The organism is Megasphaera sp. DISK 18, assembly GCF_001682955.1.
In the GTDB taxonomy this organism is placed as follows: Bacteria; Bacillota; Negativicutes; order Veillonellales; family Megasphaeraceae; genus Megasphaera; species Megasphaera massiliensis.
On sequence record NZ_LUGJ01000016.1, the window covers coordinates 1 to 24,577 of the forward strand.

Sequence of the window (24,577 nt, forward strand, 5' to 3'; positions counted from 1 at the left end):
GGACTCTATGAAATTTCATAGAGTCCTTTTTCATGTCAAAATCCAATCTACTTGGTCGCCAGGGCAATGCGGACCAAGGTCAGCATGACCGGGACTTCGGTCAAGACGCCGACCGTCGTCGCCAAGGCGGCCGGGCTGGTCACGCCAAAGAGGGCGACGGCCACGGCCACCGACAGTTCAAAGAAGTTGGATGCCCCGATGAACCCTGCCGGAGCGGCAATGTCAAAGGGCAGTTTCAGCAATCGGCAGGCCCCGTAAGCAAGGAAGAAAATGAAGAAGGTCTGCAAAATAAGGGGAACGGCAATGAGCAGAATATGAATGGGATTGGACAAGATGACCTGAGCCTGGGAGCTGAAAATAATGACTAAGGTCAAGAGCAGCCCCACCGTCGTAAGGGAATCGAACTTATGGATAAAACGCTGTTCAAAATAATCAAGGCCCTTCTGCTTGACGACAAGGACCCGAGTCGCAATGCCGCCAGCCAAAGGGATGACGACGAAAAGGAAGACGCTCATAAAGAGGACGCCGTAAGGAACGACGACTTGGGACACGCCTAAGAGAAATTTGACAATAGGCACGAAAGCCAGGAGGACAATCAAATCATTGGTCGCTACTTGGACAACGGTATATCCGGGATTGCCCTTGGTCAGAGCGCTCCAGACAAAGACCATGGCCGTGCAGGGAGCTGCCCCGAGAAGGACGGCACCGGCCAAATAGCCCTGAGCCAAATCGGTAGGAATCCAGGCGGCAAAGACGATGTACAAGAAGAAGTACGAAATGGCATACATCGTAAAAGGCTTGATGAGCCAGTTGGCCGCCCAAGTGACAAAGAGGCCCTTCGGTTCCCGACCAATAGCCCGAATCTGTTTAAAATCGACGCTCATCATCATCGGATAAATCATAATCCAAATCAAGACGGCAATGGGAATGGAAATCCCCATGACCTGCAGTGTATCTAAAAAGGAAGGTACAGCCGGCATGGTATAGCCGATAATGACGCCGGCCACCATACAAAGAAATACCCAAACCGTTAAATATCGCTGGAAAAAGCTGATACTTCCAGCCTGTTCATGATCCATGACATGCCTCCTCGCAAGCCGATGACCGACGTATCGACACCGACTGCTTATAAGTTTTCTAACATAGAGCCGCGCACTTCATCGGCTTTCCAAGGAATCAAAGCCGCATGGCCCTTGGTGTGGTCATGAACGGTATTGATCCAGGGGATTTCCTGATTGGCTTTGGCCTGAAGCAGTGGACTCGTCGTCCCGGCCTTACAAAAGGCCTTGTTAATGACCCACCAACGGCAGTGAAGTTCCGTCCGTTTCAAGTCCTCTTCGAGGCGCTGCGCTTCATAGACCGGCGTCGCTTCCGGCAGGGTGACGATGACCACTTCCGTATCGTCGCTCTTAAGGCGCGGCAGTAAATGCTGTACCGACGGCGGCGTCACGCCGCGGGTCCGGCGGATTTCCTTATCGTAGTTTTCCGTCGATTCTAAGAGAAGCAGGGTATGACCGGTCGGCGCCGTATCGATGACCACGATTTGGTCATTCCCCTGATCGACGATATCGGCAAAGGCATGGAAGACGGCGATTTCCTGAGTACAAGGCGAGCGCAGGTCTTCTTCGATGTAGGCCAGATCCGATTGACCCAACCCATTGGCCTTGGCTTCGTCCAACACGGCCTTGCGATATTGCTGCAAAGCCTCGGCTTCGTCGATGCGGCTTATGGTCAGACCGACCGTCTGTTCGACGATGTCGTCCACCTGGGCTGCCGGATCGGTCGTCGTCAGATGGACGCAGTGGCCGCGCCGGGCCAGTTCCATGGCAATGGCCGCCGCAACGGTCGTCTTACCGACGCCGCCCTTGCCCATGGTAAAGATGATTTTGCGGCCCTTTTGTTCTAAGTCATCGATGACCGACGAAAGAGGGCTGACCGGTTTCATCTCGTCAGTTCCTCTTTCCCCTTCGGCCAGTTCTCCCTTGAGCAGGGCCCGTACATGGTCGAGACCGGTCACGTTGTAGGAACGCAGGGGGATTTCAAAAATCGGCAGCGCCGGGAGCAGTTCCGGAATGGATTTCAATGCCGACTCCTGCTTTTCATAGAGGCTGCGGGTAAGGTCATCGTCCCAAGCTGTGAGCTTGCCGTTGATGACGATAACTTGATTTGAAATGCCGAGAGCCTCCAATTCTGCCGAGGCTCGACCGGCTTCTTTCAGGGGCAGCAGGTCTGGTCTGGCTACGAGGAGCATCGTCGTCGCTGTCTCGTCAGCCAAGGTCCGGACGGCTTGTTTATATACTTCTTTTTTTGATTCCAAGCCGGCCAGCTGCCCCAGGCAGGACGCGCCGTGCTTGCTCTTTTGAATGAATTGGCTCCACGCCGACGGCAGCTGCAGCATCCGCAGGGTATGACCGGTCGGCGCCGTATCGAAGATGATGTGATCATAATCTTTACTGATTTCGCCATCGGTCAGGAAGCGAGTAAATTCATTGAAGGCCGCAATTTCGACGGTACACGAGCCGGACAACTGCTCTTCCATATTGCGCAGGGCCGCTTCCGGCAACAGGCCGCGGTACGGGCCGACGACGCTTTCTCGATAGGCGGCTGCCGCCTGAATGGGATCTAAATTGGCGACGGACAGATTGGCGGCTTCCGGAATGGGCGTCGCCTTATCACTCAGTTCCATAGAGAAGACATCCTGCAAGTTCGACGCCGGATCGGTACTGATGAGGAGCACTTTGCGCCCGGCATCGGCTAAGGCAACAGCTGTCGCGCAGGCAACGGACGTCTTACCGACGCCTCCCTTCCCGGTCAAAAAGAGGTATTTCGTACGGACAACGGCTAACGGATTATATAAAGTCATCATCATGTCTCCTTAGCAGCAGGAACTGCCGTCACCACAGCAGCAGGATGACGTATCACTGCCTGTATCGTCACCGCAAGAGGTATCCGCACCGGCATCGCCTCCGCAGCAGCAGGACGAGGAATCGCCGCCATCAGCACAGGACGTATCTTGGCAGGCTTGGGCCGCATCGTTTAACAGGGCGACATCAAACCCGAGGATATGGGCAAACTCCTCATTGGTCGGATAGCGGCCGGAAAATTGAACGGCGCCGTCGACGAGGACCAAGGGCAGCTCTTCCGGGCCGTGATTCTGAAGAAAGTCGGTAACGGCCTTGGTCTGGACGAATTTCATGGGGTCGTTCGACAAGTTATAACGGCCGACGACGATGCCCTTCCCCTTCAAGGTTTCAAGCACGGCCGACAGGCGTAATAATTCCGGATCAATAGACGGGCCACAGAGACCGGTCGGGCAGCACATCGCTTGTTCAAAAATTTCCATCTGTTTCATGATAAAAGCCTCCTCAATAAATTTATACATTTACATCTATCAATATATTGAATCGCAAAAACCGCCGGCTTCAGCAGCAGCGGTCCCTGTCATCGGGAGCCGCGTCACCGGAAGGTTTCATCAAATCGCCGATCATCTGCTGCAAGGCTTCCCCTTGCCGGGCATTCAGGGAATAGTAGACCCACTTCCCCTCTCTGCGTCCGGTGACGAGATTGGCATCGCAGAGAATCTTCATATGGTGCGATAAGGTCGGCTGCGACAGATTCAGGTCTTCTAAGAGGACGCAAGCACAGCGTTCACCCTGGCGCAAGAGCGACAAAATACGCAGCCGCTTTTCATCCCCTAAGGCTTTCAATACGCGAATGGCTTCCTTTTCTTCCATGACTCTCTCCCTTTCATATTGATATGTATCAATCTATAAACAGTATAATTCTCACATTGATATTTGTCAATCTATATACAAAAAAAGAAGCCATCCGTTAGGACAGCCTCTCTTTTATTTTATGGTATAAACTTATTTGCTGACTAAGTCTTCTTCTACCTGAATATGAAGTTCATGCAGCTGTTTCAATGCAACCGTCGACGGAGCTTCGCTCATGGGGTCGATGGCGTTCTGGGTCTTCGGGAAGGCGATGACGTCGCGGATGGACTTGCGTTTGAGCATGAGCATGATCATGCGGTCCAAACCGAATGCCAGGCCGCCATGGGGCGGTGCACCGTATTCGAAAGCACGGAGGAGGAAGCCGAATTTCTGTTCTGCTTCTTCCGGCGTAAGGCCAATGGCTTTAAAGACGCGCTGCTGGACGTCGGGCTGGTAAATACGCAGGGAGCCGCCGCCGAGTTCGATGCCGTTGAGTACGAGGTCATAGGCCTTGGCATAGACGTGACCCGGGTCGGTTTCGAGTTTATCCAAATCTTCGTCGCGCATAGCCGTGAACGGATGGTGCATGGCAACGTAGCGTTTTTCTTCTTCGCTGTATTCGAACATCGGGAAGTCGACGACCCACGTGAAGGCGAATTGGTTTTCGTCGATGAGGTTCATGCGGCGAGCCATTTCTTTACGCAGTTCGCCGAGAGCGGCAGCGACGACCTTCGGTTTGTCGGCGATCATGAGGACCAAGTCGCCTTTTTCAGCGCCGCAGGCTTTGCCGATTTCAAGGAGTTTGTCTTCGCCGAAGAATTTCTTGATCTGCGATTTCAAGGTGCCGTCTTCGAGGAAGCCGATCCAAGCGAGACCTTTGGCGCCGTAGTGGCTAACGTATTCGACGAGGCCGTCCAGTTCGCGGCGGGGAATGTCGGCGTCGCCTTTGACGTTGATGGCCTTAACCTGGCCGCCGTTATCGATGACGCTGCGGAAGACTTTGAAGTCCGTGTCTTTCACGAGTTCCGTTACGTCCGTAAATTTCATGTCGAAGCGCAGGTCCGGTTTATCGGAGCCGTAGTTTTCCATGGCATAGTCCCAGGTCATGCGGTGAATCGGGAGCTGGACGTCGTGGCCCAAGGTTTCTTTGAAGATGTAGTGTACCATTTCTTCAACCAAGGTCAGGATTTCTTCCTGGTCCATGAAGGACATTTCCATGTCGAGCTGGGTGAATTCCGGCTGACGGTCGGCACGCAGGTCTTCGTCGCGGAAGCAGCGGGCAATCTGGTAATAACGGTCCATGCCGGAGATCATGAGCAGCTGTTTGAAGATCTGCGGCGACTGGGGCAGTGCGTAGAACTTGCCTTCGTTGACGCGGCTCGGTACGAGGTAGTCACGAGCGCCTTCAGGCGTGCTCTTGCACAGTTCCGGCGTTTCGATATCGATGAAGCCGTGGCCGTTCAAGAAGGTGCGCATGGCATGCTTTACTTTATGGCGCATGATAAGGTTGTTCTGCATTTCCGGACGGCGAAGGTCGAGGTAGCGGTATTTCAGGCGAATCTTTTCGTCGACGTCGATGTTGTCTTCAATGTAGAACGGCGGCGTCTTCGACGAGTTGAGGATGCGCAGTTCTTCGCAGCGGATTTCGATCGTGCCGGTCTTCATCTTGGGGTTGACCGTATCGGCGTCACGCATGCGGACGACGCCGCGGACGACGAGAACGTATTCCGTGCGGACCTGTTCTGCCTTATCGAAAGAAGCCTGTTCGTAATCCGGAGAAGCGACGACCTGTACGATGCCCGTGCGGTCGCGGAGGTCGATGAAAATCAATCCGCCGTGGTCACGGCGGCGTTCAACCCAGCCGGTCAAGACGACTTCTTTGCCCTTATCCGCTTCGCTTACTTCAGCGCAGTAGTGGGAGCGGTGTAAACCTTCCATTGTATCCATGAGTAAATCATCCCTTCTTGTGTGTTTCCATATATGCAACAATCCCATCAAGGGGAACGCTGACTTGTTCTTTGCTGGCCATATCGCGGACCATGGCAGCGCCGTTGGCCAATTCATCGTCACCGATGATGACCGTGTAATCGGCATTCAGTTTGTTGGCCGACTTCATCTGGCCTTTCATGCTGCGGCCCAAGAGGTCGATTTCAGCATAGAAGCCTTTTTGGCGCAGAGCCTGTTGGAGTTCAAAGGCCTTGGTCTTGGCCGCATCGCCGAGGGCGACGATGAATACCGGCTTTTTGGCATCCATCGGCGGCATGAGGCCCTGTTCCTTCAAGGTCAGGAGCAAGCGTTCCATGCCGATGGCAAAGCCGATGCCCGGCGTCGACGGACCGCCCACTTCTTCGATGAGGCCGTCGTAGCGGCCGCCGCCGCAGACCGTGCTCTGTGCGCCCAAGGGAGCGTACATGATTTCAAAGGCCGTATTGGTATAGTAGTCGAGGCCGCGGACCAAGCGCGGGTCGAGGGTAAAGGGAATGCCGATGGCCGTCAGATATTCCTGGACTTTGTGGAAGTGTTCCTTACATTCATCGCAGAGATTATCCGTAATCAAAGGCACGCCCATTTTCATCATCTTTTCGCCGTCTTCTTTGCAGTCGAGGACGCGGAGCGGATTCTTTTCCAGACGCGAGTTGCAGTCGTCGCAGAGCTGATCCTTCTTATCGGCGAAGAAATCGAGCAGTTTCTGGCGGTAAACGGGACGGCACTTCGGGCAGCCTACGGAATTGAGGTGCAGGACGAGGTCCGTAAGGCCCAGTTCCCGGAAGAGCTGGAAGGCCATGGCGATGATTTCTGCATCGACGGCCGGATCCTTGGAGCCGATTTCTTCGACGCCGAACTGGGTGAACTGGCGGTAGCGGCCGGCCTGGGGGCGGTCATGACGGAACATGGGCCCCATATAGTACAATTTATGGACCTGCGGTTCGCCGTAGAGCTTGTGCTCGAGAAAGGCCCGGACGACAGATGCCGTATTTTCCGGACGCAAGGTCATGCTGCGGCCGCCGCGGTCTTCAAAGGTATACATTTCTTTGGTAACGACGTCTGTCGTTTCCCCGATACCCCGTAAAAATAATTCGGTACTTTCAAACATAGGCGTACGGATTTCGCCAAAACCATAGAGCGAGCAGATCTGCCGAATCTTTGCTTCCAGCCACTGCCATTCCGCCGTCTGTTCCGGCAGGAAATCCTGCGTACCTCTCGGTGCAGTAATAGCCATTTTAAATATCCTCTCCTCCGTATACGATAGCACACAAACGGCGGCGCCGAGCCATTTTGTCGTCCAGCGCCTGAATGTATGTATTGACATCTTTCGGCATATATACTTTTTCCAGCGTATGACCGTCGCGGCCGAGGAACTTCGTCGCCCCGCCCGGTCCGGCTGCCAAGACAGACTGCCGTTCTTCCATCATCTCGATATTATAAGCACTGACCGTGCCCGGCAGCGCGTAGCCGACATTGGCAAAGCTGGCGGCCATGTATTTCTGGCGGTACATATAATAAGGGACGTAGCCTCCGCCTGCCAAAACAGACTGACAAAGGCTGACCATGCGGCCCGTCACGTCAGCCGGCGGAATTTTTTCCCGCAGGTCGTGATGGAATAGAGGTGCCCGTTTTTTTAATGCTAACGTATGAATTGTAACATTTTCCGGGTGCAGTTTGCAAACTATTTCCATATTTTCCTGCATATCCCCTACGGTTTGCCCCGGAAGTCCGGCGATAAAATCCATGTTGATGACGGAAAATCCGACCTTGCGGCAAGTCTCATACATGGTATAAATATCGTCTACACTGTGGCGGCGCCCCAAGGCATCGAGAAGATGCTGCTGCATCGTCTGGGGATTGACGCTGATGCGATTGACGCCGCAGTCCTTGAGCATCGTAAGGACGCCTTCTTCGGCCGTGTCGGGCCGGCCGGCTTCGACGGTCCATTCACGGACGCTGGGGAAATTTCGGGCCAGCCGCTCCATGAGGGGCTGCAAAACCCATATCGGCAGACAGGTCGGTGTCCCGCCGCCGACGTAGAGGGACGTCACGTCAAGATCATAGTCCCGGCAAAGGGCTGCCAAGTCATCAAAATCGCGCAGCATGGCGTCACGAAAAGCCGTGAGACCGTCCTCCCCTTCCCCGCCGATGAGGCGTGACGGAAAGGAGCAGTACAGGCAGTGACTGGGGCAGTACGGGATGCCGACGTAGAGGGCAATCTTCCGGCCGCGGTCGGTCACATAGGGACGCTGGAGACTTGCCATGGCGACGAGGTCCTTAGCCGTCTTATCAGCCACGTCATAGTCATCGGTCAGCACCTTTTCGGCACCCTTTTCATCAAAGCCTTGGTCAAAGAGATGGTGAACGAGTTTCGTCGGCCGCACGCCGATGAGGGTTCCCCACGGACCGGGGCCGTGACCGGTAAAACGCTGGTGCCAGTGAAGGAGGCAGTCTTTGACGATTTTTCGCGGATCGTCTTTCGCCAAGAGGCCGATTTCAGAAGACCACGACCGCCCACCTTCCGTAAAGGTACAGCCGACATAAAGATGGCTGCCATCGTCCCTTAAGGTGATGGCAGCTCCGACGTCGCGGCTTTCCCGACCGCCGACATAGCCCAGGGAGGCCATGACCTGGCCGACGAGGGAATGCAGGCTTTCGGGACCGCAGTACGTATAGGTCTTTACAGACATCTTATTCCGCTTCTTTCGCAGCCGCTTCGGCTTCTGCTTCGGCGTCGCGCTTCTTCTGGCATTCTTCACAATAGCCGTAGACCTTGAGCTGATGGTCGACGGTATGGAAGTGAAGCTGTTTTTCCAAAATCGTTTCCAGCGTTTCCAGAAGGTCGTCTTCGCATTCCCACACTTTTCCGCAGCCGAGGCAGATGAGGTGGTGATGGTAGTGGCCTTCATTGTCGCGGTCGTTCAATTCGTAACGGCTGCAGCCGTCGTCGAAGTCGAGCTTTTTGAGGAGGTCCATCTGAGTGAATAAATCAAGGGTCCGATAGACCGTCGCCAAGCCGATATCGGGGGCCTTCTTTTTGACCAGTTCAAAGACTTCTTCGGCGCTCATATGGCGAATCGGGCTTTCGACGAAGGTCCGAAGGATGATCTGCCGCTGAGACGTCATTTTATATTTTTTGAATTTAATCTTATCTTTCATGCGTTTCATCATGGTATCCATGATTTCTTTTTTATTGGTTTCCATTTTTATTCATCGCCTTTTCTCTATAGGTATTGTAAAACCACAGATGTTTGCAGAGAATCTGTAAAACTGCCGTCACCGGGACGGTAAGGATCATGCCGGCTATGCCAAAGAGGGTCCCGCCGATGAGCAGGGCTATGACAATGACCACGGGATGCAGTTTGATAACGGCACCCATGACCTGGGGCATGATGAGGTGGCTGTCGATCTGTTGAATGACGACGTAGAAGATGAGAACCTTCAAGGCCAGGGACAGGTCAATTAACGCCCCCAAGAGGATGGCCGGTGCCGCGCCGACGATTGGCCCGACGATGGGTATCCATTCGGTGATGGCCGCCAAGAGGGCGATGACCATCGGATAGGGCACGCCCAGGACCCACATGCCGATAAACGTCAGGACGGCAATGATGCAGCTCATGAGGATCTGGCCGCGGATGTAACGGCTCAGGACGTGCTGGATTTCCAGAAAGAGGGACGCCAAGTGGTCGCGGTAGCCTGCCGGAAAGATGCCGACAAAGGTCCGGACCATGCGGCTGCCGTCTTTCATGAAGTAGAAGGTAATGATGGGTACGACGAAGAATTCGACGACCGTGCCGGCAATGACGAAGACCGACTGCAGGAGATTGGTAATGCCGTCGATACCGTAATTGCTGACCTTAGCGAAGGCATCGTTGATGATCCGCTTGACCTGGTCCGGAATGTAAAGCTGGGTCTGTTCATTTTCAAGCTGCATGACCAGGTCCGCCGTCCGATTGACTAAATTGCTGAAGTTGGCAGCCAACAAATTCGTCTGGACCACTAAAGGCTTGACGATGATGTTGGTAATGACCGTCACCAGGAAAATAAAGACCACAAAGGAGATAAGGATGGCAATGCTCACCGGCATCTTGCGCCCTGTAAGGCGCAGAAACACTTTGATGATGCCATCGCGTATGGGCATAAGGATAAAGGTCAGAATGAGGGACACGATGGCCGGCCAGTAGATGGCATGGACCGTTAAAAACAGGGCCAATGCCAGGACAGCCAGGGTAACCCGCATCCAAAATTCTGCTTCCTTATAGGTAATCATGGCTTACCAGCCTCCATCCAAGAAGGGATTGCCCATCCGTTCGTCGCCGATCGTCGTCGCCGGGCCGTGGCCGGGCAGGACGACCGTATCGTCAGGAAGGGTCAAGAGTTTCTTTTCAATGCTGTCCAGTAAGATATCGGACGAGCCGCCGTATAAATCGGTCCGGCCGACGGAATAGCGGAACAAGGTGTCGCCGGAAAAGACGACGCCTTCTCCATAGAGGCTGAGTCCGCCCGGCGTATGGCCCGGCGTTTCCAAGACCTTGAAGCGCAGCGTTCCCAGGCTGATGACGTCGCCGTCTTTGGCTAAGTGATCGGCAGACGTGCATTCAATGGGCTGTCCCATGAACATGGACAGGTTGTGATGCGAATTAGAGATGAGCCCGGCATCGCCGGCACCGACGTAGACCGGTACGTTCTTGCGTTGGCGAAGCTCCTGTAAGGCTCCGATGTGGTCGGCATGACCATGGGTCAGGAAGATGAATTTCAGATCCAGCTCATAGCGGGACAGGGCCCGGTCGATGGCGTTGTAATCCCAGGCCGGATCGACGACCATGGCCTCTTTCGTGTCGCTGTCATAGACGACGTAGCAGTTGGTCATGATCGGTCCGAGTTCCATGCTGATATATTGCATACTCATGTCGATTCCTCCTTAAAAATTTTTCTGGCTGTCCAATAAAATGGTAACCGGCCCGTCGTTATCGAGGGATACGACCATATGGGTCCGGAAGCGGCCCGTCGCCGTCGTGACTCCAAAGGAGCGTACAGCTTCGACGAATCGGGTGTATAAGGCTTCGGCTTGTTCCGGTTTGGCAGCTTCTGTATAACTTGGGCGGCGGCCGTGGCGGGCATCTCCATAGAGGGTAAACTGAGAGATGACCAGCATGTCACCGCCTTTATCGAGAAGGGAGTCGTTCAGTTTCCCCGCTTCATCTTCAAAGATTCGCAGGTGAACGATCTTATCGGCCAGGTACAGGGCGTCCTTTTCATCATCTTCGACGGAGACGCCGAGGAGGACCGTAAGGCCTTCGGCCGCTTTTCCGACGAGGACGCCGTCTGAGGTGACCGATGATGTCAGCGTCTTTTGTACGACGGCTCTCATTGCATGCTTCCTCCTGTATAACGTTCTACGGCATAGACATCCTTCAAGCGGCGGATCTTGGTCGTAATGAATTCAAACTGAGCCAAGTCCTTGATGCTGATGCCCATGTGGATGACGACGTTTTTCGTATCGCTGGTCTTGGCATTGATGCTTAAGATGGAAATTTTCATTTCTGCCAAGGCGGCCATGATTTCGGCCATGATGCCCGTGCGGTCGTAGGCGACGATTTCCATGTTGACCTCAAAGCGTTCATCGCCTTCGTAATCCCACTCGACATCGATCAAGCGGTCGACGTCACTCTGGCCGTGGGTAACGTTGGGACAATCGGCCCGGTGGACCGAGACGCCGCGGCCGCGGGTGATGAATCCGATGATGGGATCGCCCGGCACGGGGCTGCAGCATTTGGCCAGGCGCACGAGAAGACCCGGCTCCCCTTTTACCAAGATGCCCGTGCCGCTGTGTTTGACCGGCTTGCGGGGTTTCAGTTTTTCCAGCATGACCAGGCTGGTGTTCTGTTCTTCCTGCTTCTGCAAATCTTTCTTCTGCAATTCCAGGAGTTTGATGAGGACCGTATTGACGGCAAAACCGCCGTAACCGACGGCCGCTGCCAAATCGTCTTCCGAGCCGGCGTTCATCTGCTTGGCTACCCGGCCCAGCCGTCCGCCGACGTTTAAGGTCTTCCAGTCGTGATTGAGGCGTTTGCATTCCCGCTCTAAGGCTTCGAGACCTTTTTCGATATTTTCCTCACGGTTTTCTTTCTTGAACCAGTTGCGGATCTTCGAACGGCTTTCAGAACTGCCGACGATATTGAGCCAGTCGAGGCTCGGTTTTCCCGTCTTAGATGTAATGATTTCAACGATATCGCCGTTTTTCAGACGGTAATCGAGAGGCACGATCTTGCCGTTGATCTTAGCGCCGACGCAGCGGTGGCCGACGTCGGTGTGGATGCGGTAGGCAAAGTCGATGGGAATGGCCCCCTGGGGCAGGTCGATGACGTCACCTCGCGGAGAAAAGACGAAGACTTCGTCCGAAAAGGCATCGAGCTTTAAGGCGTTGACGAATTCCTGGGGGTTGCTCGTATCCTGCCATTCCAGGAGGTTGCGCAGCCAGCCCATCTTTTCATCGAAGGCGTCCTTATTCGCCGTCTGGTTGCCTTCTTTATAGCGCCAATGGGCGGCGACGCCGTATTCGGCGATGTGGTGCATTTCCCAGGTGCGGATTTGGATTTCAACGGGCTGTCCCCGGGTCCCGATAACCGTCGTGTGCAGGGACTGGTAGTTATTGGGCTTAGGCATGGCGATGTAGTCCTTGAAGCGGTACGGCAAGGGTTTCCACAAGCTGTGGACGATTCCCAGGACGCCGTAGCAGTCCTTGACGTCGTCGACGATGACCCGGATGGCAAAGAGATCATAGACCTGGCTCAAGTCGCGGTTATCTTTTTTCATTTTCTTATAAATGCTGTAAAAATGCTTGGGCCGGCCGTTGATTTCGCAGTGGATGTGGGCGTCGTCGAGGGCTTTTCGTAGGACGTCAATGGCTTCGTTGACGATTTCTTCGCGGACGTGCCGCTTCTGTTTCATCTGATCGACGAGGTCGTAGTATTTATCCGGTTCAAGGTAGCGGAAGGACAGGTCTTCGAGCTCCCATTTGATGTTAAAAATACCCAGGCGATGCGCTAAGGGCGCGAAGATTTCCAGGGTTTCCTGGGCGATCCGCTTCTGCTTGTCGCTGCGCATATAGCGCAGGGTCCGCATATTGTGCAGGCGGTCGGCAAGCTTTATGACGACGACGCGGACGTCTTTGGCCATGGCCAAAAACATCTTGCGCATGCTGTTGAGCTGCTGATCTTCCTTCGTCCGGTAATTGAGACGGCTTAACTTGGTAACGCCGTCGACGAGAAAGGCGACTTCGCGGCCGAACTCCTGGCGCAGGTCTTCAAGGGTACAGGCTGTGTCTTCTACGACGTCATGGAGCAAGGCTGCCGTGATCGTCGTCGTATCTATTTTCATGTCGGCCAAAATTTGGGCCACCGCCAGGGGGTGCAGGATATAAGGTTCCCCACTGACGCGATGCTGTTCCTTATGGGCTTCTTCTGCCGCATGATATGCTTTCGTTACATCTTCGCAGTCTGCCTGTGGCAGGTACGAGTGTATCGTATCGATGAGGTGCCTGAATTCGGCATCTTGAATTCTTTCTCCCATAAAAAACCTCCTTACTCCCTGCAATACAATTCATACGTCGGGGACATATGAAGATTCATTTTCCCTGCAAGGATAGGAAAATAATAGACCGGGCCGTCGTCATCTTGGCGCACTTTGAGGACGCCGATTTCCCGAAGGACGACGATGGCCGCGTAAATGGTATGGACGTCGTAGCGGTCGGCCTGAGAGGCTGCCATGCGGCGCCGGACCTGCCAAACAGGCATCCCCCATTCGGGCAGGAGTTTCTTCAGGGCCATGTAGATATCGACCATGACCGTCCGGTTGAGGGTGACCTCCTTATTCAAGACGTGGACGTCCTGAACGACCAGCTGAGGCGACGACGTTCCGTTAAAATCATTGCGTTCGAGATGGAAGGCGACGTCGATGATATCGCCTTCGACGATGGCATCGCAAAGATCCGGCCGGGACCAGGCAACGCCGCTGAGCCTTGTTTTATGAGGACCGCCGGCAACGATCCGGACGTGCTGCTTATCCCGTCCGATGGGCCGGATTTCTTCGACGGTCAGATTCCGCAGGGAAAAGACGGGCCGGCTGTTTCCCATGCCGTAAGGCTCTAACGAGGAGAGCTCGGCAATCATGTCCAGCGAGACGTCCTGTGTTTCCAGCTCTTTATCTAAATGGACCAAGGGGATGTAGTCGTCGGCCGTCATGTGCTCCTTGGCATAGGCCAAAAGCCTTTCACGCAGGCCTTCGATGTTTTCGGCCTTGATGGAAAAGCCGGCTGCCATCGTATGGCCGCCAAATTGGATGAGCAGGTCTTTCGCCGACTGCAGGGCTTCATACATATTGAAGCCGCTGATGCTGCGGCATGAGCCCTTGCCGATGCCGTCGCTAATGGTAATGACCAAGGCCGGCCGGTAGTATTTTTCGACGAGGCGCGATGCGGCAATGCCGATGACGCCGACGTGCCAGCCTTCATGACTGGCAATGAGGACGCCGTCCCTTCCCTGCTGCCGGCTTTCGATCTGGGCGATGGCCTCTTTGGCAATGGTGTGCTCGATGTCCTGACGCTCGGCGTTGAGTTCACTGAGCTCCGCGGCAGCAGCCGCCGCTTTTTCGTCGTCCGTCTCTAAGAGCAGTTCGACACCCTTTGTCGCATGGCTGATGCGGCCGGCAGCGTTCAATCTCGGCGCTGCCGTAAAGGCGATGCGGCCGGCTGTGATTTCTTTATCGACAAGCCCCGAAGCCCGGAGCAAGGCGTACAATCCCGTGCGCTGCCCCTTTTTCATCAATTCCAGCCCTTGGCGGACAATGATGCGGTTTTCTCCGATTAAAGGCACCAGGTCGGCAATGGTTCCCAAGGCCGAAAGATCCGAATAGCCTGCCAGATCTTCGTTACAGCAGCGCTGCCAGAGGGCCCGGCAAAGGACGTAGGCCACGCCGGCACCGGCCAGTTCCTTAAAGGGATAGGGACAGCCGGGCTTCTTGGGATTGAGGACGGCCAAGGCCGGCGGTATCTTCTCCGGCGGCTCATGATGATCGGTAATGATGATATCAAGATGAGGTGAAAACTCACGAACCAGCTCATACGATGAAATACCGCAGTCGACGGTAATGAGAACATCCGCTTCATGCTCTAAGTGCTGCAGGGCCTCTTCGTTCAGGCCATAGCCTTCACTCTGCCGCTCAGGGATATAGAACTGCGGCGACGCTCCCAGATCCCGAAGAACTGAATAAACAAGTGACGTCGACGTAATCCCGTCGACGTCATAGTCACCATAGATGACGATGCGCTCTTTATCTTCTACGGCCTGCTTCAGCCGACGGACGGCTGTTTCCATCCCGTCCATCAAGAACGGATCGGCCATGTCGTTCAATGTGTCCTGGAGAAAGTGACGCCCTTCTTCGACATCGGCAATGCCGCGATTAGCCAGTATTTGGGCCAAAATCGGCGATATATGCAGTTGTTCGGTTAAGGCGGACGTAAGGCCCTCTTCGAAGGGGGCAAACTGCCATCGTTTCTCCATTTGCATCACAACTCATTCTCAGGAATAATCACTATCAATAAATCAATTATTATTTTATCACTTTCTATTCTCAAAATAAAGACTAAATTAATATGCACTTAGCAAGATTCTCATCTTAGAAATGGATTTTACCATTTATTTACAGTCTCCACTTCGCCTCCCTTTTCGAGGATAGCGAAAAAGGACTATTCATGAAAAATCACGAATAGCCCTCTGTATCATGTCGATATCGAAAACATCGAGTTTACGACGACAATGCCTCCGAAGTCGTCCCGGCCTTCGCCGTTTCCCTTTCCTTCTCTGTGGGATTGATATCGTCTTGAGAAATGGTCAGGCGATGACGGGCCGCTTCTAAGATGAGGTCGGCCGTCTTGACGATGCCGTAGTCGCTGGATTTAAGGCTCAAATCGTAGTTGGCCCCATAACCCCAATAGGAATCGGTGCAGTACATACAGTGATCCCGACGTTCACGATTGACGTGGTTGCGGAGTTTACGCGCCCGGTCGGCGTCGATATGTTCCCGGAGCATGATGCGCTGGACGGCCCAATCAGGATCGGAAGAAATGAAGATATTGAAGGTGTTCGGTCGTTTGCGCAGGACGTAGTTTGCCAAGCGGCCGACGATGACGCAGGAATGCCCCGTCGTCAGGGCTTCAATGACTTCAGCTTCATCGCGGAACATTTCCATCTGATTCGATTCATATCCCGACGCATAGTGGACGTAATCTTCGTATACCTTAGACAGGAGCGGCCCCAAGCGGCGCTTCTGGTCCTTGCACCAGGCGATGACAGTTTGCGGATGTTCTTTCTGGGTCCGGTTGAAAATTTCCGTATCGTAGTACGGAACGCCTAATTTACGGGCCACGAGTTTCCCGATATTCCGGCCGCCGCTGCCGAATTCACGCGAAATGGTAATGACTAAGGGGCTGTCCGTATCTTCCTTCATCCAAGCCGGATGGTTGGTACGGCCGGCGATTTCGCCAATAGCCCGATGAGAGAAAATCAGACGTTCAATAGGCCCTGCCATGGTACAGCCTAAAAGGATCAGTACCAGGCCGATGACGGCGTTGGCCGTAATCGGTTCCGATAAGATGATCGAGGCCAAGATGAGGGCGATGATAGGCTTAATAAAAAAAGCAAAGGACGCATTGGACGGACCCGTCAGTTCAATGGCCTTCATGAAGAACAGGTAGCCAAAACCGGTGACGACCAAGGAGCAATACAGGAGCGGCCAAATGGTGTGGGAATTGATGCCGGCAATGATCGGATCGCCGTGGAAAATCAGAATGACCAAGAGAAAGAGACAGCCGATGAGAAAACTGAAAGCGTTTTCGACGTTGCCCCCTAATTTCCCGATCCGCAGTTTCCCCAAGGTCGTGTAAAAGGCAAAGGAAATAGCCGCTGCCAAGGACACCAGAAGTCCTACATTTCCGTTCTGGATGATATCCACGGGATTGGCGACGATGATAAGGCCGATGAGACTCAATACCAAGGTGATGGCCTTCTTGCGCGTAAAGGCTTCGTGGATGAGAAAATAGGAAAAAATCATGACGAAGATAGGATTGCTGGAAAAGACGATGGCCGCCAGGCTGGCATTGGCCATGTTGACGCCGATCTGGAAGAGGATCATGCTGAAGCAGATATTGACCAGTCCCAAGACGGCTAAATACCCCCAATCAGTCCGCCTGAGACGAATCTGATGCTTCTTCATATCGCGAACGGCCAGCGGCATGAGCAGGATGCCGCCTACGAGAAAGCGGAGAAAGGTCAGCTGAAACGGTGTAAAAGCCGTACCGGCAATCTTCAGCGAAATTTCCATGGTCCCAAAAGCAAGGGCTGCCAAGACAATACAAAGCGTACCCATTTTAGATGACATAAAAGAGGCCCCCTAGTTCATTTAATTATTATGATAGAGAATAAAAAATTAATAATCCAATCACGATTCATTATACACTACTTCCCCATAAATAACAAACAACAAAAAGGCCCTGCATGGTGGAAACCACCGTGCAGAGCCTTTCCGCTATTTATCTATGCAGCAAGTGCATTTAAATTAGTCTTCAAAACCCTTCTGGAGACGGACGTAGGAATGACGACGATTCTTAGCGTCAGCTTCAGTCTTAGCATAGAGGGCTTCGGCTTCTTCCGGGAAGCTCTTCTTGAGGGATGCGTAACGAACTTCACCCTGCAAGAATTCCTGGAATTTGCCATAATCCGGTTCTTTAGAATCGAGGCTGAACGGGTTCTTGCCCTGTTCTTTGAGTTCCGGATTGTAACGGAAGAGATCCCAGTAACCGCATTCGACAGCGAGTTTTTCTTCTGTCTGGCTCTTGCCCATGCCCTTACGGATACCATGGTTGATGCAAGGAGCGTAGCAGATAACCAAGGACGGGCCATGGTAAGCTTCAGCTTCGGTGATAGCTTTGAGGAGCTGGTTCTTGTCAGCGCCCATAGCTACCTGAGCTACGTAAACATAGCCGTAGGAAATAGCCATCATGCCGAGGTCCTTCTTCTTGGTGCGTTTGCCGGCAGCAGCGAACTGTGCGATAGCTGCAGTCGGGGTAGCTTTAGAGGACTGACCGCCGGTGTTGGAGTAAACTTCCGTATCGAGAACGAGGACGTTGATGTCGTTGTCCGAAGCGAGGACATGGTCAACACCGCCGTAACCGATATCGTAGGACCAACCGTCACCACCGATGATCCACTGGCTGCGTTTTACGAAGAACTGTTTCTTAGCGAGGAAGTCTTCGAGAACCGGTTTGCCGGCAGCTTCTTTTTCGAGGAGAGCCGTCAATTTATCAGCGCGTTCACGAGTGCCTTCGCCTTCGTATGCATGAGCAGCCCAATCGCTGAGTGCTTCCTGGAGTTCCGGAGAAGCGACAGCTTTTGCAGCGTCGAGGTTTTCGACCAAGTCTTTACGGACTTTGTCTACGCCGAGGAACATGCCGAGGCCGAATTCAGCAGCATCTTCGAAGAGGCTGTTTGCCCAAGACGGACCGTGGCCGGCAGCGTTCATGGTGTACGGGGAAACAGGAGCCGATGCACCCCAAATGGAGGAGCAGCCTGTTGCGTTAGCGATCATCATGCGGTCGCCGAAGAGCTGTGTAACGAGTTTGACATACGGAGTTTCACCGCAGCCTGCGCAAGCGCCGGAGAATTCGAGAAGCGGCTGTTCGAACTGAGAACCGATAACGGTCTTCTTGTTCTGCGGGTTAGCTTTCGGAGCAACCTTTTCCGTAGCATAGTACCAGAATTCCATCTTCTTGCGTTCTTCGTCGGTGTTCGGAACCATGGTCAGAGCCTGGACCGGGCAGACGTTGACGCAGGAACCGCATTCGAGGCAGTCGAGCTGGTCGACGACAATAGCCAAATCATATTCTTTACCGGATTTAGCTTTAACAGCGACTTTGTAACCAGCCGGAGCAGCAGCCGTTTCTTCTTTGGTCGTCAAGCACGGACGAACCGTAGCGTGCGGGCAAACGAAGGAACACTGGAGGCAGCCGATACATTTTTCGTTATCCCAGGAAGGAACGTGCAGAGCCGGGCCGGCTTTTTCGAATTTCGAAGTGCCGGAAGGCATGGTGCCGTCTTCGCGGCCGACAAATGCGGAAACCGGGAGATCGTCGCCAACCTGTTCGAGCATCGGTTTTGCAACATCCGTGAAGTACTTCGTAGCCGGACGGCCTTCGACGACTTCGTCAACGGCATCAGCCCAGGAAGCCGGATAGTTAACTTCATGGAATTCTTTGATACCAGCATCAACGGCGCCATTGTTCATGTCAATGATCTTCTGGCCTTTTTTGCCGTAGTTCTTGATGATGGAGTCTTTCAAGTATTTAACAGCGTCTTCTACAGGGATGATCTTAGCGAGGGCAAAGAATGCAGCCTGCATGACCATGTTGATACGAGTGCCGAGGCCGAGTTTCTGGCCGATAGCGTCACCGTTCAAGGTGTAGAATTTAACGTGGTTTTTAGCGATAGCGCGTTTGATGCGAGCCGGAAGTTCGTGTTCCAGTTCTTCATCAGTCCAGGTGCAGTTCAACATGAACGTGCCGCCTTCTTTGATGCCGCGGAGGACGTCGAAACGGCCTACATAGGACTGACGATGGCAAGCGATGTAGTCAGCTGCGTCGATGAGGTACGGCATGTCGATCGGACGAGTACCGAAACGCAGGTGAGAAATCGTTACGCCGCCGGATTTCTTGGAGTCATACGCGAAGTATGCCTGTGCATACATATCCGTATGGTCACCGATGATCTTGATAGCCGATTTGTTAGCGCCGACAGTACCGTCAGAACCGAAGCCCCAGAATTTGCAGGACGTAAGGCCCGTCGTGTCAAGCGGCATTTTCGGTTCGCGAGCAAGGCTGAGGTTGGTAACGTCGTCGACGATGCCAAGGGTGAAGCCATTGAGCGGATGATCTTTCTTCAATTCTTTGAAGACGGCGAGGAAGTCTTCCGGAAGAACGTCTTTGGAGCCCATGCCGGTGCGGCCGCCGATGACGTCAATGTTAAGACCTTCTTCTTTTACGAAGCCCGTGATATCGAGGTAAAGCGGTTCGCCGAGGGAACCCGGTTCTTTCGTGCGGTCGACGACAGCAATCTTCTTGACCGTTTTCGGAAGAACGTTGAGGAGGTATTTGTTGGAGAACGGACGATAGAGGTGAACGTTGATAGCGCCGACTTTTTCGCCCTGGCTCTGCAAGTATTCGACGGTCTGTTTAGCGACGTCGGAGAGAGAACCCATGGAAACGACGACGTATTCAGCGTCAGGAGCACCGTAGTAGTTGAACGGTTTGTAGGAGCGGCCAGTGATTTCAGAAATCTTGTCCATGTAGTCAGCTACGATATCGGGCATAGCATCATAGAACTTGTTGGCAGCTTCTGTGTGCTGGAAGTATACGTCCGGGTTTTCAGCCGTGCCGCGAACCTGCGGGTTATCCGGGTTAAGAGCACGTTTACGGAATTTGTCGATAGCTTCCCAGTCAACGAGTTTTCTGTAGTTTTCGAAATCCATGACTTCAACTTTCTGAATTTCGTGAGACGTACGGAAACCGTCGAAGAAGTTGATGAACGGCAAGGAACCTTTAATTGCCGCTAAGTGAGCGACCCCAGCGATGTCCATGACTTCCTGAACATTGGATTCGGCCAAGAGACAGCAGCCCGTTGCACGAGCAGCCATGACGTCCTGATGGTCACCGAAGATGCTCAGTGCATGGTTAGCCAAAGCACGCGCAGCTACGTGGAATACGCCCGGAAGGAGTTCGCCGGCAACTTTGTACATGTTCGGCATCATGAGGAGGAAGCCCTGAGATGCAGTGTACGTCGTGGTCAAAGCACCAGCCTGTAAGGAACCGTGGAATGCGCCGGCAGCGCCAGCTTCGGACTGCATTTCAACAACGTGAACTTTGTGACCGAAGAGGTTTTTCATGCCAGTGGCGGACCAATCATCGACATGTTCTGCCATAGGAGAAGACGGCGTGATCGGATAAATTGCGGCAACTTCAGTAAATGCATAGGACACCCATGCAGCTGCTTCGTTACCATCCATGGTTTTAAATTTGCTCATAGATAAAACACGCTCCTTAATTGAATGTTATACACAATATGGAAGATTCCATACTGATAGGCTTAAGATAGCTATAAAGACGTCCTGCTGTATCTCATACAGAAGGCGTGAACAGCACACAAAGGTTCCAATGATGCATTCTGTTCACGTATCGACTATACACGTCCCATAATTGAAAAAAACGCAATAAAACGTGGGAAGGTCTGACAATATTCAAAAAAGGTATTGCTAATATTCTCAATCTGTACTACTATTATAGTGGTATTACAGATTTGCACATTACCATATCTCTTTTCAGAAATTGCTGACCATCACAAACCGAACGACTTTGTAACTTTTTCTTACAAGTTAATTATATGCCTAAGCAATGTTAAATTCAATAGGAATGTGATGCTAGTTTATGCATCGTTCAGTGCTATTTTGTAAACGTATACCGAAGTAGTGTATATTGTAGCGTTATTTTTGATATACACGATTAGTTAGTGGAGGTGTTAGCATGGATTTTCATCATCTTAAATACTTTGTCGAAGTAGCAGACAAGAAGTCATTCAGCAAAGCAGCGCGAACACTGCATATTTCTCAGTCCGCCATCAGCCGTACCATCAAAGCTCTGGAAGAAGAGCTGGGCGTCGTCCTTTTCATGCGTAATGCGAAGGCCGTCGAACTGACCGATGCCGGCACGATTTTCCTGTCCCATGCCAAACGGGTCGTCTTCATGTTCGAACATTTGAAGACCGACTTTGAAAATGAATTCAAATTGGAACAGGGCACGATTCTCATCGGCCTGCCCCCCATTACCGGGGCGCCGATCTTCGCCAACCTCTTAGGGGCTTTCAAGCAGGAATATCCTCAAATTGAGCTGGACTTGTACGAACACGGCTCGAAAAAGGTCGAAATCAGCGTCCAGGAAGGCCTCATCGACCTCGGCATCGTCTGCACCCAGCCGAAGGAAAAGGATTTTGAATCGTTCTTCCTCACCCAGGATCCGATGAACGTCATCATCCACCGCGACAACATCCTGTCCAAGGAAAAGACGATTCCCTTGAAGAAACTGGCCAACGAATCGCTGGTCCTCTACCGCGATGACTTCAACTTGCACGACGAAATCATCCAACACTGTAAGAAAATCGGCTTCCAGCCGAAGATCATCTTTGAAACGAGCCAGCGCGACCTCATGATCCAGACCGTCGTCGCCAACCTCGGCGTCGCCCTCCTGCCGAGCCGCCTGTGCCCGACGAAGGAAGCCAACCCCCGCGTCTCGGAATCGGTCGTCGTCCGTCCCTTGGTCGAACCGGAAATCATGCACGTCCTCTATGTCATCTGGAAACGCGGCCACTACCTGTCCCATGCGGCTCAATTATGGCTCGACTTCGTCCGCAATAAGGCCCGCGTCATTTCCAACTTATAATGGCCGGGGAAAGACAAGGCCCCGCCGCTCCTGCCGGCTCCCTGAAAAGCCGGATACAGCGCGGCAGAAACGGTTTACTCAATCAGTATCGCCGCCTGCTCAAGACTTGGCAGGGTCTGTCTAAGACGCAAAGATATCTAACTGCCGCCGCGGTCCTTCTCTTGGCATGGAACGTGGTGCTGCAGGTCCAGATTCTTACTCTGTCTAAGACCGTCGCGCTCCAACAAGTCCGCATCTCCCAGCTGGAGAAACAGGCGCAAAGACAGAATAACCTGCTCTACTCAGCATCGGTCACCTTAAACGATATAGAAAAAAAATGGCATTCGCTGAACTTCCGTGTCCTTGAAAACACGTGGCGCATCGAAGAACCGAAAAAAAACCCAGACTCCATGTGATGAGTCTGGGTTTCCTTTTTATTAGGGATTTATCACGATTCAAGAAGCGCTTCGAAGGCTTCCGGTTCCGGAAGGGACGAAATGATTTTCCAAGGTTCGCACTTGGCCAAATCATCGTAGGAATGCCTTCCGGTAGCGACGCTGATAGTCCGGGCGCCAATGGCTTTTCCGCACTGAATGTCATGAGGCGTGTCACCGATAACATACATGGCTTCAATGTCATCGCCCCAAGTCCGTTTGGCAATGGCCAGGGCATTGCGGGCCAAGTCGTCGCGGTAGTAGTAGTCGAAAGCAAAGCCGGAATGGTCGAAATCAAAATACTGAGACAAGCCGAAGAAATCCATCTTCAGGCTGGCACCGACGCGGCTGTTCCCCGTCAGGAGGAGCTGGCAGTAGCCTTCCCTTCCATGGAAGAATGCCAGGTTTTCTGCTGCATTCGGCAGGATGACACCTTCATGAGCCTTGCGTTTCAGCCATTTCAAGAGCTTTTGTTCATAGTTGCGGCAAAAGGCAAAGACTTCTTCATCGGTCGGCATGACGCCCGTCGATTTATAGAGCAGCTGCTGACAAATATAGTTATCGGTCCTGCCGCCGGCATCGATTTTCGGCACCGGTGTATCCTCCCCTTTTAAATCGCGGAGGACTTCTTTAATGGCATTCAATCCGGCATGACCGGTATTCAATAAGGTTCCGTCAATATCCCAGTATAATAATTTCACGGTCTTCACTCCATCCGAGGCACTATTACTGTTTGGATACGATGTCCTTCGTATCGCGGGCAATCATGATTTCTTCATTCGTCGGAATGACATACATCTTAACCGTCGAATCGTCGGTGCTGATCAAAGCGTCTTTGCCGCGGACGTCGTTGCGCTGCGGATCGAGTTTGGCGCCGAGGTATTCGAGGCCTTCGGCAATGGCGGCACGGTCTTCAATGCCGTTTTCGCCGACACCGGCCGTAAAGGTGATGACATCGACACCGCCCATGGCAGCTGCGAAAGCACCGATTTCCTTACGGACCTGATAGTGGAACATATCGAGGGCGAGCTGAGCGCGTTCATTGCCTTCGCCGGCAGCTTTACCGAGATCGCGGAAGTCGCTGGAAACGCCGGAGATGCCGAGGACACCGGACTGTTTGTTCATCAATTTGTCCATATCTTTCGTCGAAAGGTTATGTTTGTCCATGACGTTGAGGACGATAGCCGGGTCGATATCACCGCAGCGCGTACCCATGAGGACGCCGGCCAGCGGCGTAAAGCCCATCGTCGTGTCGACGCATTTGCCGTATTTGATGGCAGCTAAGGAAGAGCCGTTGCCGAGATGGCAGTTGATGATGCGCAGTTCTTCAACGGGTTTGCCCATGACTTTAGCGACTTCACCGGCGACATAGCGATGGCTCGTGCCGTGGAAGCCGTAACGGCGGATATGATCTTCCTTATAGAGTTCGTACGGGAGGCCGTACATGAAAGCTTTTGCCGGCATGGTCTGATGGAAGGCCGTATCGAAGACGCCGACCTGAGGTACGCCGGGCATAATAGCCTTGCAGGCATTGATGCCGATGATGTTCGGCGGATTGTGAAGCGGAGCCATAGCCGAGCATTTTTCCAAGGCTTTCATGACTTCGTCCGTAATGAGCGTGGAAGCAGCGAATTCTTCACCGCCATGGACGACGCGGTGGCCGACAGCATCGATGGCATCCATCGATTTGATGACGCCGCATTCAGCGTCAGTCAAGATGTCGAGGACTAACTTGACGGCTACTTGGTGATCCGGAATGGACTGTTTGATTTCTTTTTTCTGGCCATTCCATTTGTGGGTCAGCTGCGAATCGGTGAGGCCGATTTTTTCGACCAAACCCTTTGCCATTACTTCTTCATTATCCATGTTGACGAGCTGATACTTCAAAGATGAGCTTCCGCAGTTTACAACCAATACGATCATGAAAT

General features: G+C 53.1%; 19 protein-coding genes. 2 read left to right on the plus strand and 17 right to left on the minus strand.

Annotation, left to right across the window (positions count from 1 at the left end; genetic code table 11):
- Positions 1-47: 47 nt before the first annotated feature.
- The 15 genes from arsB to nifJ form a co-directional block, all read right to left on the minus strand.
- Positions 48-1,079 carry an ACR3 family arsenite efflux transporter gene (arsB, locus tag A0U42_RS03580; protein WP_065359907.1) on the minus strand — a complete coding sequence of 344 codons (1,032 nt, stop codon included), beginning with the start codon at positions 1,077-1,079 and terminating at the stop codon, positions 48-50.
- A 47-nt stretch (positions 1,080-1,126) separates the two neighbouring features.
- Positions 1,127-2,863 (minus strand): arsenical pump-driving ATPase, encoded by a 1,737-nt coding sequence (arsA, locus tag A0U42_RS03585; RefSeq protein ID WP_065359908.1) that lies wholly within the window; start codon positions 2,861-2,863, stop codon positions 1,127-1,129.
- 12 nt (positions 2,864-2,875) lie between these two features.
- Positions 2,876-3,352, minus strand: a complete 477-nt coding sequence (gene arsD, locus A0U42_RS03590) for an arsenite efflux transporter metallochaperone ArsD (protein WP_065359909.1) — start codon at positions 3,350-3,352, stop codon at positions 2,876-2,878.
- Between the two features lie 70 nt (positions 3,353-3,422).
- Positions 3,423-3,734 carry a helix-turn-helix transcriptional regulator gene (locus A0U42_RS03595; RefSeq protein ID WP_065359910.1) on the minus strand — a complete coding sequence of 104 codons (312 nt, stop codon included), beginning with the start codon at positions 3,732-3,734 and terminating at the stop codon, positions 3,423-3,425.
- 132 nt (positions 3,735-3,866) lie between these two features.
- Complete coding sequence (aspS, locus tag A0U42_RS03600) at positions 3,867-5,660, minus strand: aspartate--tRNA ligase (protein ID WP_065359911.1); 1,794 nt, start codon at positions 5,658-5,660, stop codon at positions 3,867-3,869.
- Positions 5,661-5,667: 7 nt separating this feature from the next.
- Positions 5,668-6,933 (minus strand): histidine--tRNA ligase, encoded by a 1,266-nt coding sequence (gene hisS / locus A0U42_RS03605; RefSeq protein WP_065359912.1) that lies wholly within the window; start codon positions 6,931-6,933, stop codon positions 5,668-5,670.
- A gap of 1 nt (position 6,934) precedes the next feature.
- Complete coding sequence (gene hemZ / locus A0U42_RS03610) at positions 6,935-8,458, minus strand: coproporphyrinogen dehydrogenase HemZ (RefSeq protein ID WP_255304097.1); 1,524 nt, start codon at positions 8,456-8,458, stop codon at positions 6,935-6,937.
- Complete coding sequence (locus tag A0U42_RS03615; RefSeq protein WP_044503619.1) at positions 8,391-8,903, minus strand: Fur family transcriptional regulator; 513 nt, start codon at positions 8,901-8,903, stop codon at positions 8,391-8,393. The genes hemZ and A0U42_RS03615 overlap by 68 nt, the downstream gene beginning before the upstream one ends.
- Positions 8,890-9,969 carry an AI-2E family transporter gene (locus A0U42_RS03620; protein ID WP_065359914.1) on the minus strand — a complete coding sequence of 360 codons (1,080 nt, stop codon included), beginning with the start codon at positions 9,967-9,969 and terminating at the stop codon, positions 8,890-8,892. The genes A0U42_RS03615 and A0U42_RS03620 overlap by 14 nt, the downstream gene beginning before the upstream one ends.
- Positions 9,970-9,972: 3 nt before the next feature.
- Positions 9,973-10,608 (minus strand): MBL fold metallo-hydrolase, encoded by a 636-nt coding sequence (locus tag A0U42_RS03625; RefSeq protein ID WP_065359915.1) that lies wholly within the window; start codon positions 10,606-10,608, stop codon positions 9,973-9,975.
- A 12-nt stretch (positions 10,609-10,620) separates the two neighbouring features.
- The gene (gene dtd, locus A0U42_RS03630) at positions 10,621-11,070 is read right to left on the minus strand and encodes a D-aminoacyl-tRNA deacylase (RefSeq protein WP_065359916.1); all 450 of its coding nucleotides are present in this window, start codon (positions 11,068-11,070) and stop codon (positions 10,621-10,623) included.
- Positions 11,067-13,271 carry a bifunctional (p)ppGpp synthetase/guanosine-3',5'-bis(diphosphate) 3'-pyrophosphohydrolase gene (locus tag A0U42_RS03635; RefSeq protein WP_044503615.1) on the minus strand — a complete coding sequence of 735 codons (2,205 nt, stop codon included), beginning with the start codon at positions 13,269-13,271 and terminating at the stop codon, positions 11,067-11,069. The genes dtd and A0U42_RS03635 overlap by 4 nt, the downstream gene beginning before the upstream one ends.
- Before the next feature lie 11 nt (positions 13,272-13,282).
- A complete protein-coding gene (recJ, locus tag A0U42_RS03640) occupies positions 13,283-15,259 on the minus strand; it encodes a single-stranded-DNA-specific exonuclease RecJ (RefSeq protein WP_065359927.1) in 1,977 nt (658 codons plus the stop codon).
- A gap of 244 nt (positions 15,260-15,503) precedes the next feature.
- On the minus strand, positions 15,504-17,135 hold the full coding sequence (locus A0U42_RS03645) for an EamA family transporter (RefSeq protein ID WP_065359917.1): 1,632 nt from the start codon (positions 17,133-17,135) through the stop codon (positions 15,504-15,506).
- 177 nt (positions 17,136-17,312) lie between these two features.
- Positions 17,313-20,828: a pyruvate:ferredoxin (flavodoxin) oxidoreductase gene (nifJ, locus tag A0U42_RS03650; protein WP_065359918.1), complete on the minus strand. Its 3,516-nt coding sequence runs from the start codon at positions 20,826-20,828 to the stop codon at positions 17,313-17,315.
- 496 nt (positions 20,829-21,324) lie between these two features.
- On the opposite strand from nifJ, the gene A0U42_RS03655 reads away from it, so the two are divergent.
- Positions 21,325-22,236, plus strand: coding sequence for a LysR family transcriptional regulator (locus A0U42_RS03655; RefSeq protein ID WP_044503611.1), 912 nt, complete (start codon positions 21,325-21,327; stop codon positions 22,234-22,236).
- A gap of 161 nt (positions 22,237-22,397) precedes the next feature.
- A complete protein-coding gene (locus tag A0U42_RS11770; protein WP_255304098.1) occupies positions 22,398-22,631 on the plus strand; it encodes a hypothetical protein in 234 nt (77 codons plus the stop codon).
- Between the two features lie 32 nt (positions 22,632-22,663).
- Here the strand turns inward: A0U42_RS11770 and A0U42_RS03665 are convergent, their stop codons facing one another.
- Positions 22,664-23,350 carry an HAD family hydrolase gene (locus tag A0U42_RS03665; protein ID WP_065359920.1) on the minus strand — a complete coding sequence of 229 codons (687 nt, stop codon included), beginning with the start codon at positions 23,348-23,350 and terminating at the stop codon, positions 22,664-22,666.
- Positions 23,351-23,375: 25 nt separating this feature from the next.
- A complete protein-coding gene (locus A0U42_RS03670) occupies positions 23,376-24,572 on the minus strand; it encodes an acetate/propionate family kinase (RefSeq protein ID WP_065359921.1) in 1,197 nt (398 codons plus the stop codon).
- Positions 24,573-24,577 lie beyond the last annotated feature (5 nt).

Coding starts and splice junctions, on each gene's coding strand:
- arsB (WP_065359907.1), bottom strand. CDS start 1,079: ATGGATCATGAACAGGCTGGAAGTATCAGCTTTTTCCAGCGATATTTA.
- arsA (WP_065359908.1), bottom strand. CDS start 2,863: ATGACTTTATATAATCCGTTAGCCGTTGTCCGTACGAAATACCTCTTT.
- arsD (WP_065359909.1), bottom strand. CDS start 3,352: ATGAAACAGATGGAAATTTTTGAACAAGCGATGTGCTGCCCGACCGGT.
- A0U42_RS03595 (WP_065359910.1), bottom strand. CDS start 3,734: ATGGAAGAAAAGGAAGCCATTCGCGTATTGAAAGCCTTAGGGGATGAA.
- aspS (WP_065359911.1), bottom strand. CDS start 5,660: ATGGATACAATGGAAGGTTTACACCGCTCCCACTACTGCGCTGAAGTA.
- hisS (WP_065359912.1), bottom strand. CDS start 6,933: ATGGCTATTACTGCACCGAGAGGTACGCAGGATTTCCTGCCGGAACAG.
- A0U42_RS03615 (WP_044503619.1), bottom strand. CDS start 8,903: ATGGAAACCAATAAAAAAGAAATCATGGATACCATGATGAAACGCATG.
- A0U42_RS03620 (WP_065359914.1), bottom strand. CDS start 9,969: ATGATTACCTATAAGGAAGCAGAATTTTGGATGCGGGTTACCCTGGCT.
- A0U42_RS03625 (WP_065359915.1), bottom strand. CDS start 10,608: ATGAGTATGCAATATATCAGCATGGAACTCGGACCGATCATGACCAAC.
- dtd (WP_065359916.1), bottom strand. CDS start 11,070: ATGAGAGCCGTCGTACAAAAGACGCTGACATCATCGGTCACCTCAGAC.
- A0U42_RS03635 (WP_044503615.1), bottom strand. CDS start 13,271: ATGGGAGAAAGAATTCAAGATGCCGAATTCAGGCACCTCATCGATACG.
- recJ (WP_065359927.1), bottom strand. CDS start 15,259: ATGGAGAAACGATGGCAGTTTGCCCCCTTCGAAGAGGGCCTTACGTCC.
- A0U42_RS03645 (WP_065359917.1), bottom strand. CDS start 17,135: ATGTCATCTAAAATGGGTACGCTTTGTATTGTCTTGGCAGCCCTTGCT.
- nifJ (WP_065359918.1), bottom strand. CDS start 20,828: ATGAGCAAATTTAAAACCATGGATGGTAACGAAGCAGCTGCATGGGTG.
- A0U42_RS03655 (WP_044503611.1), top strand. CDS start 21,325: ATGGATTTTCATCATCTTAAATACTTTGTCGAAGTAGCAGACAAGAAG.
- A0U42_RS03670 (WP_065359921.1), bottom strand. CDS start 24,572: ATGATCGTATTGGTTGTAAACTGCGGAAGCTCATCTTTGAAGTATCAG.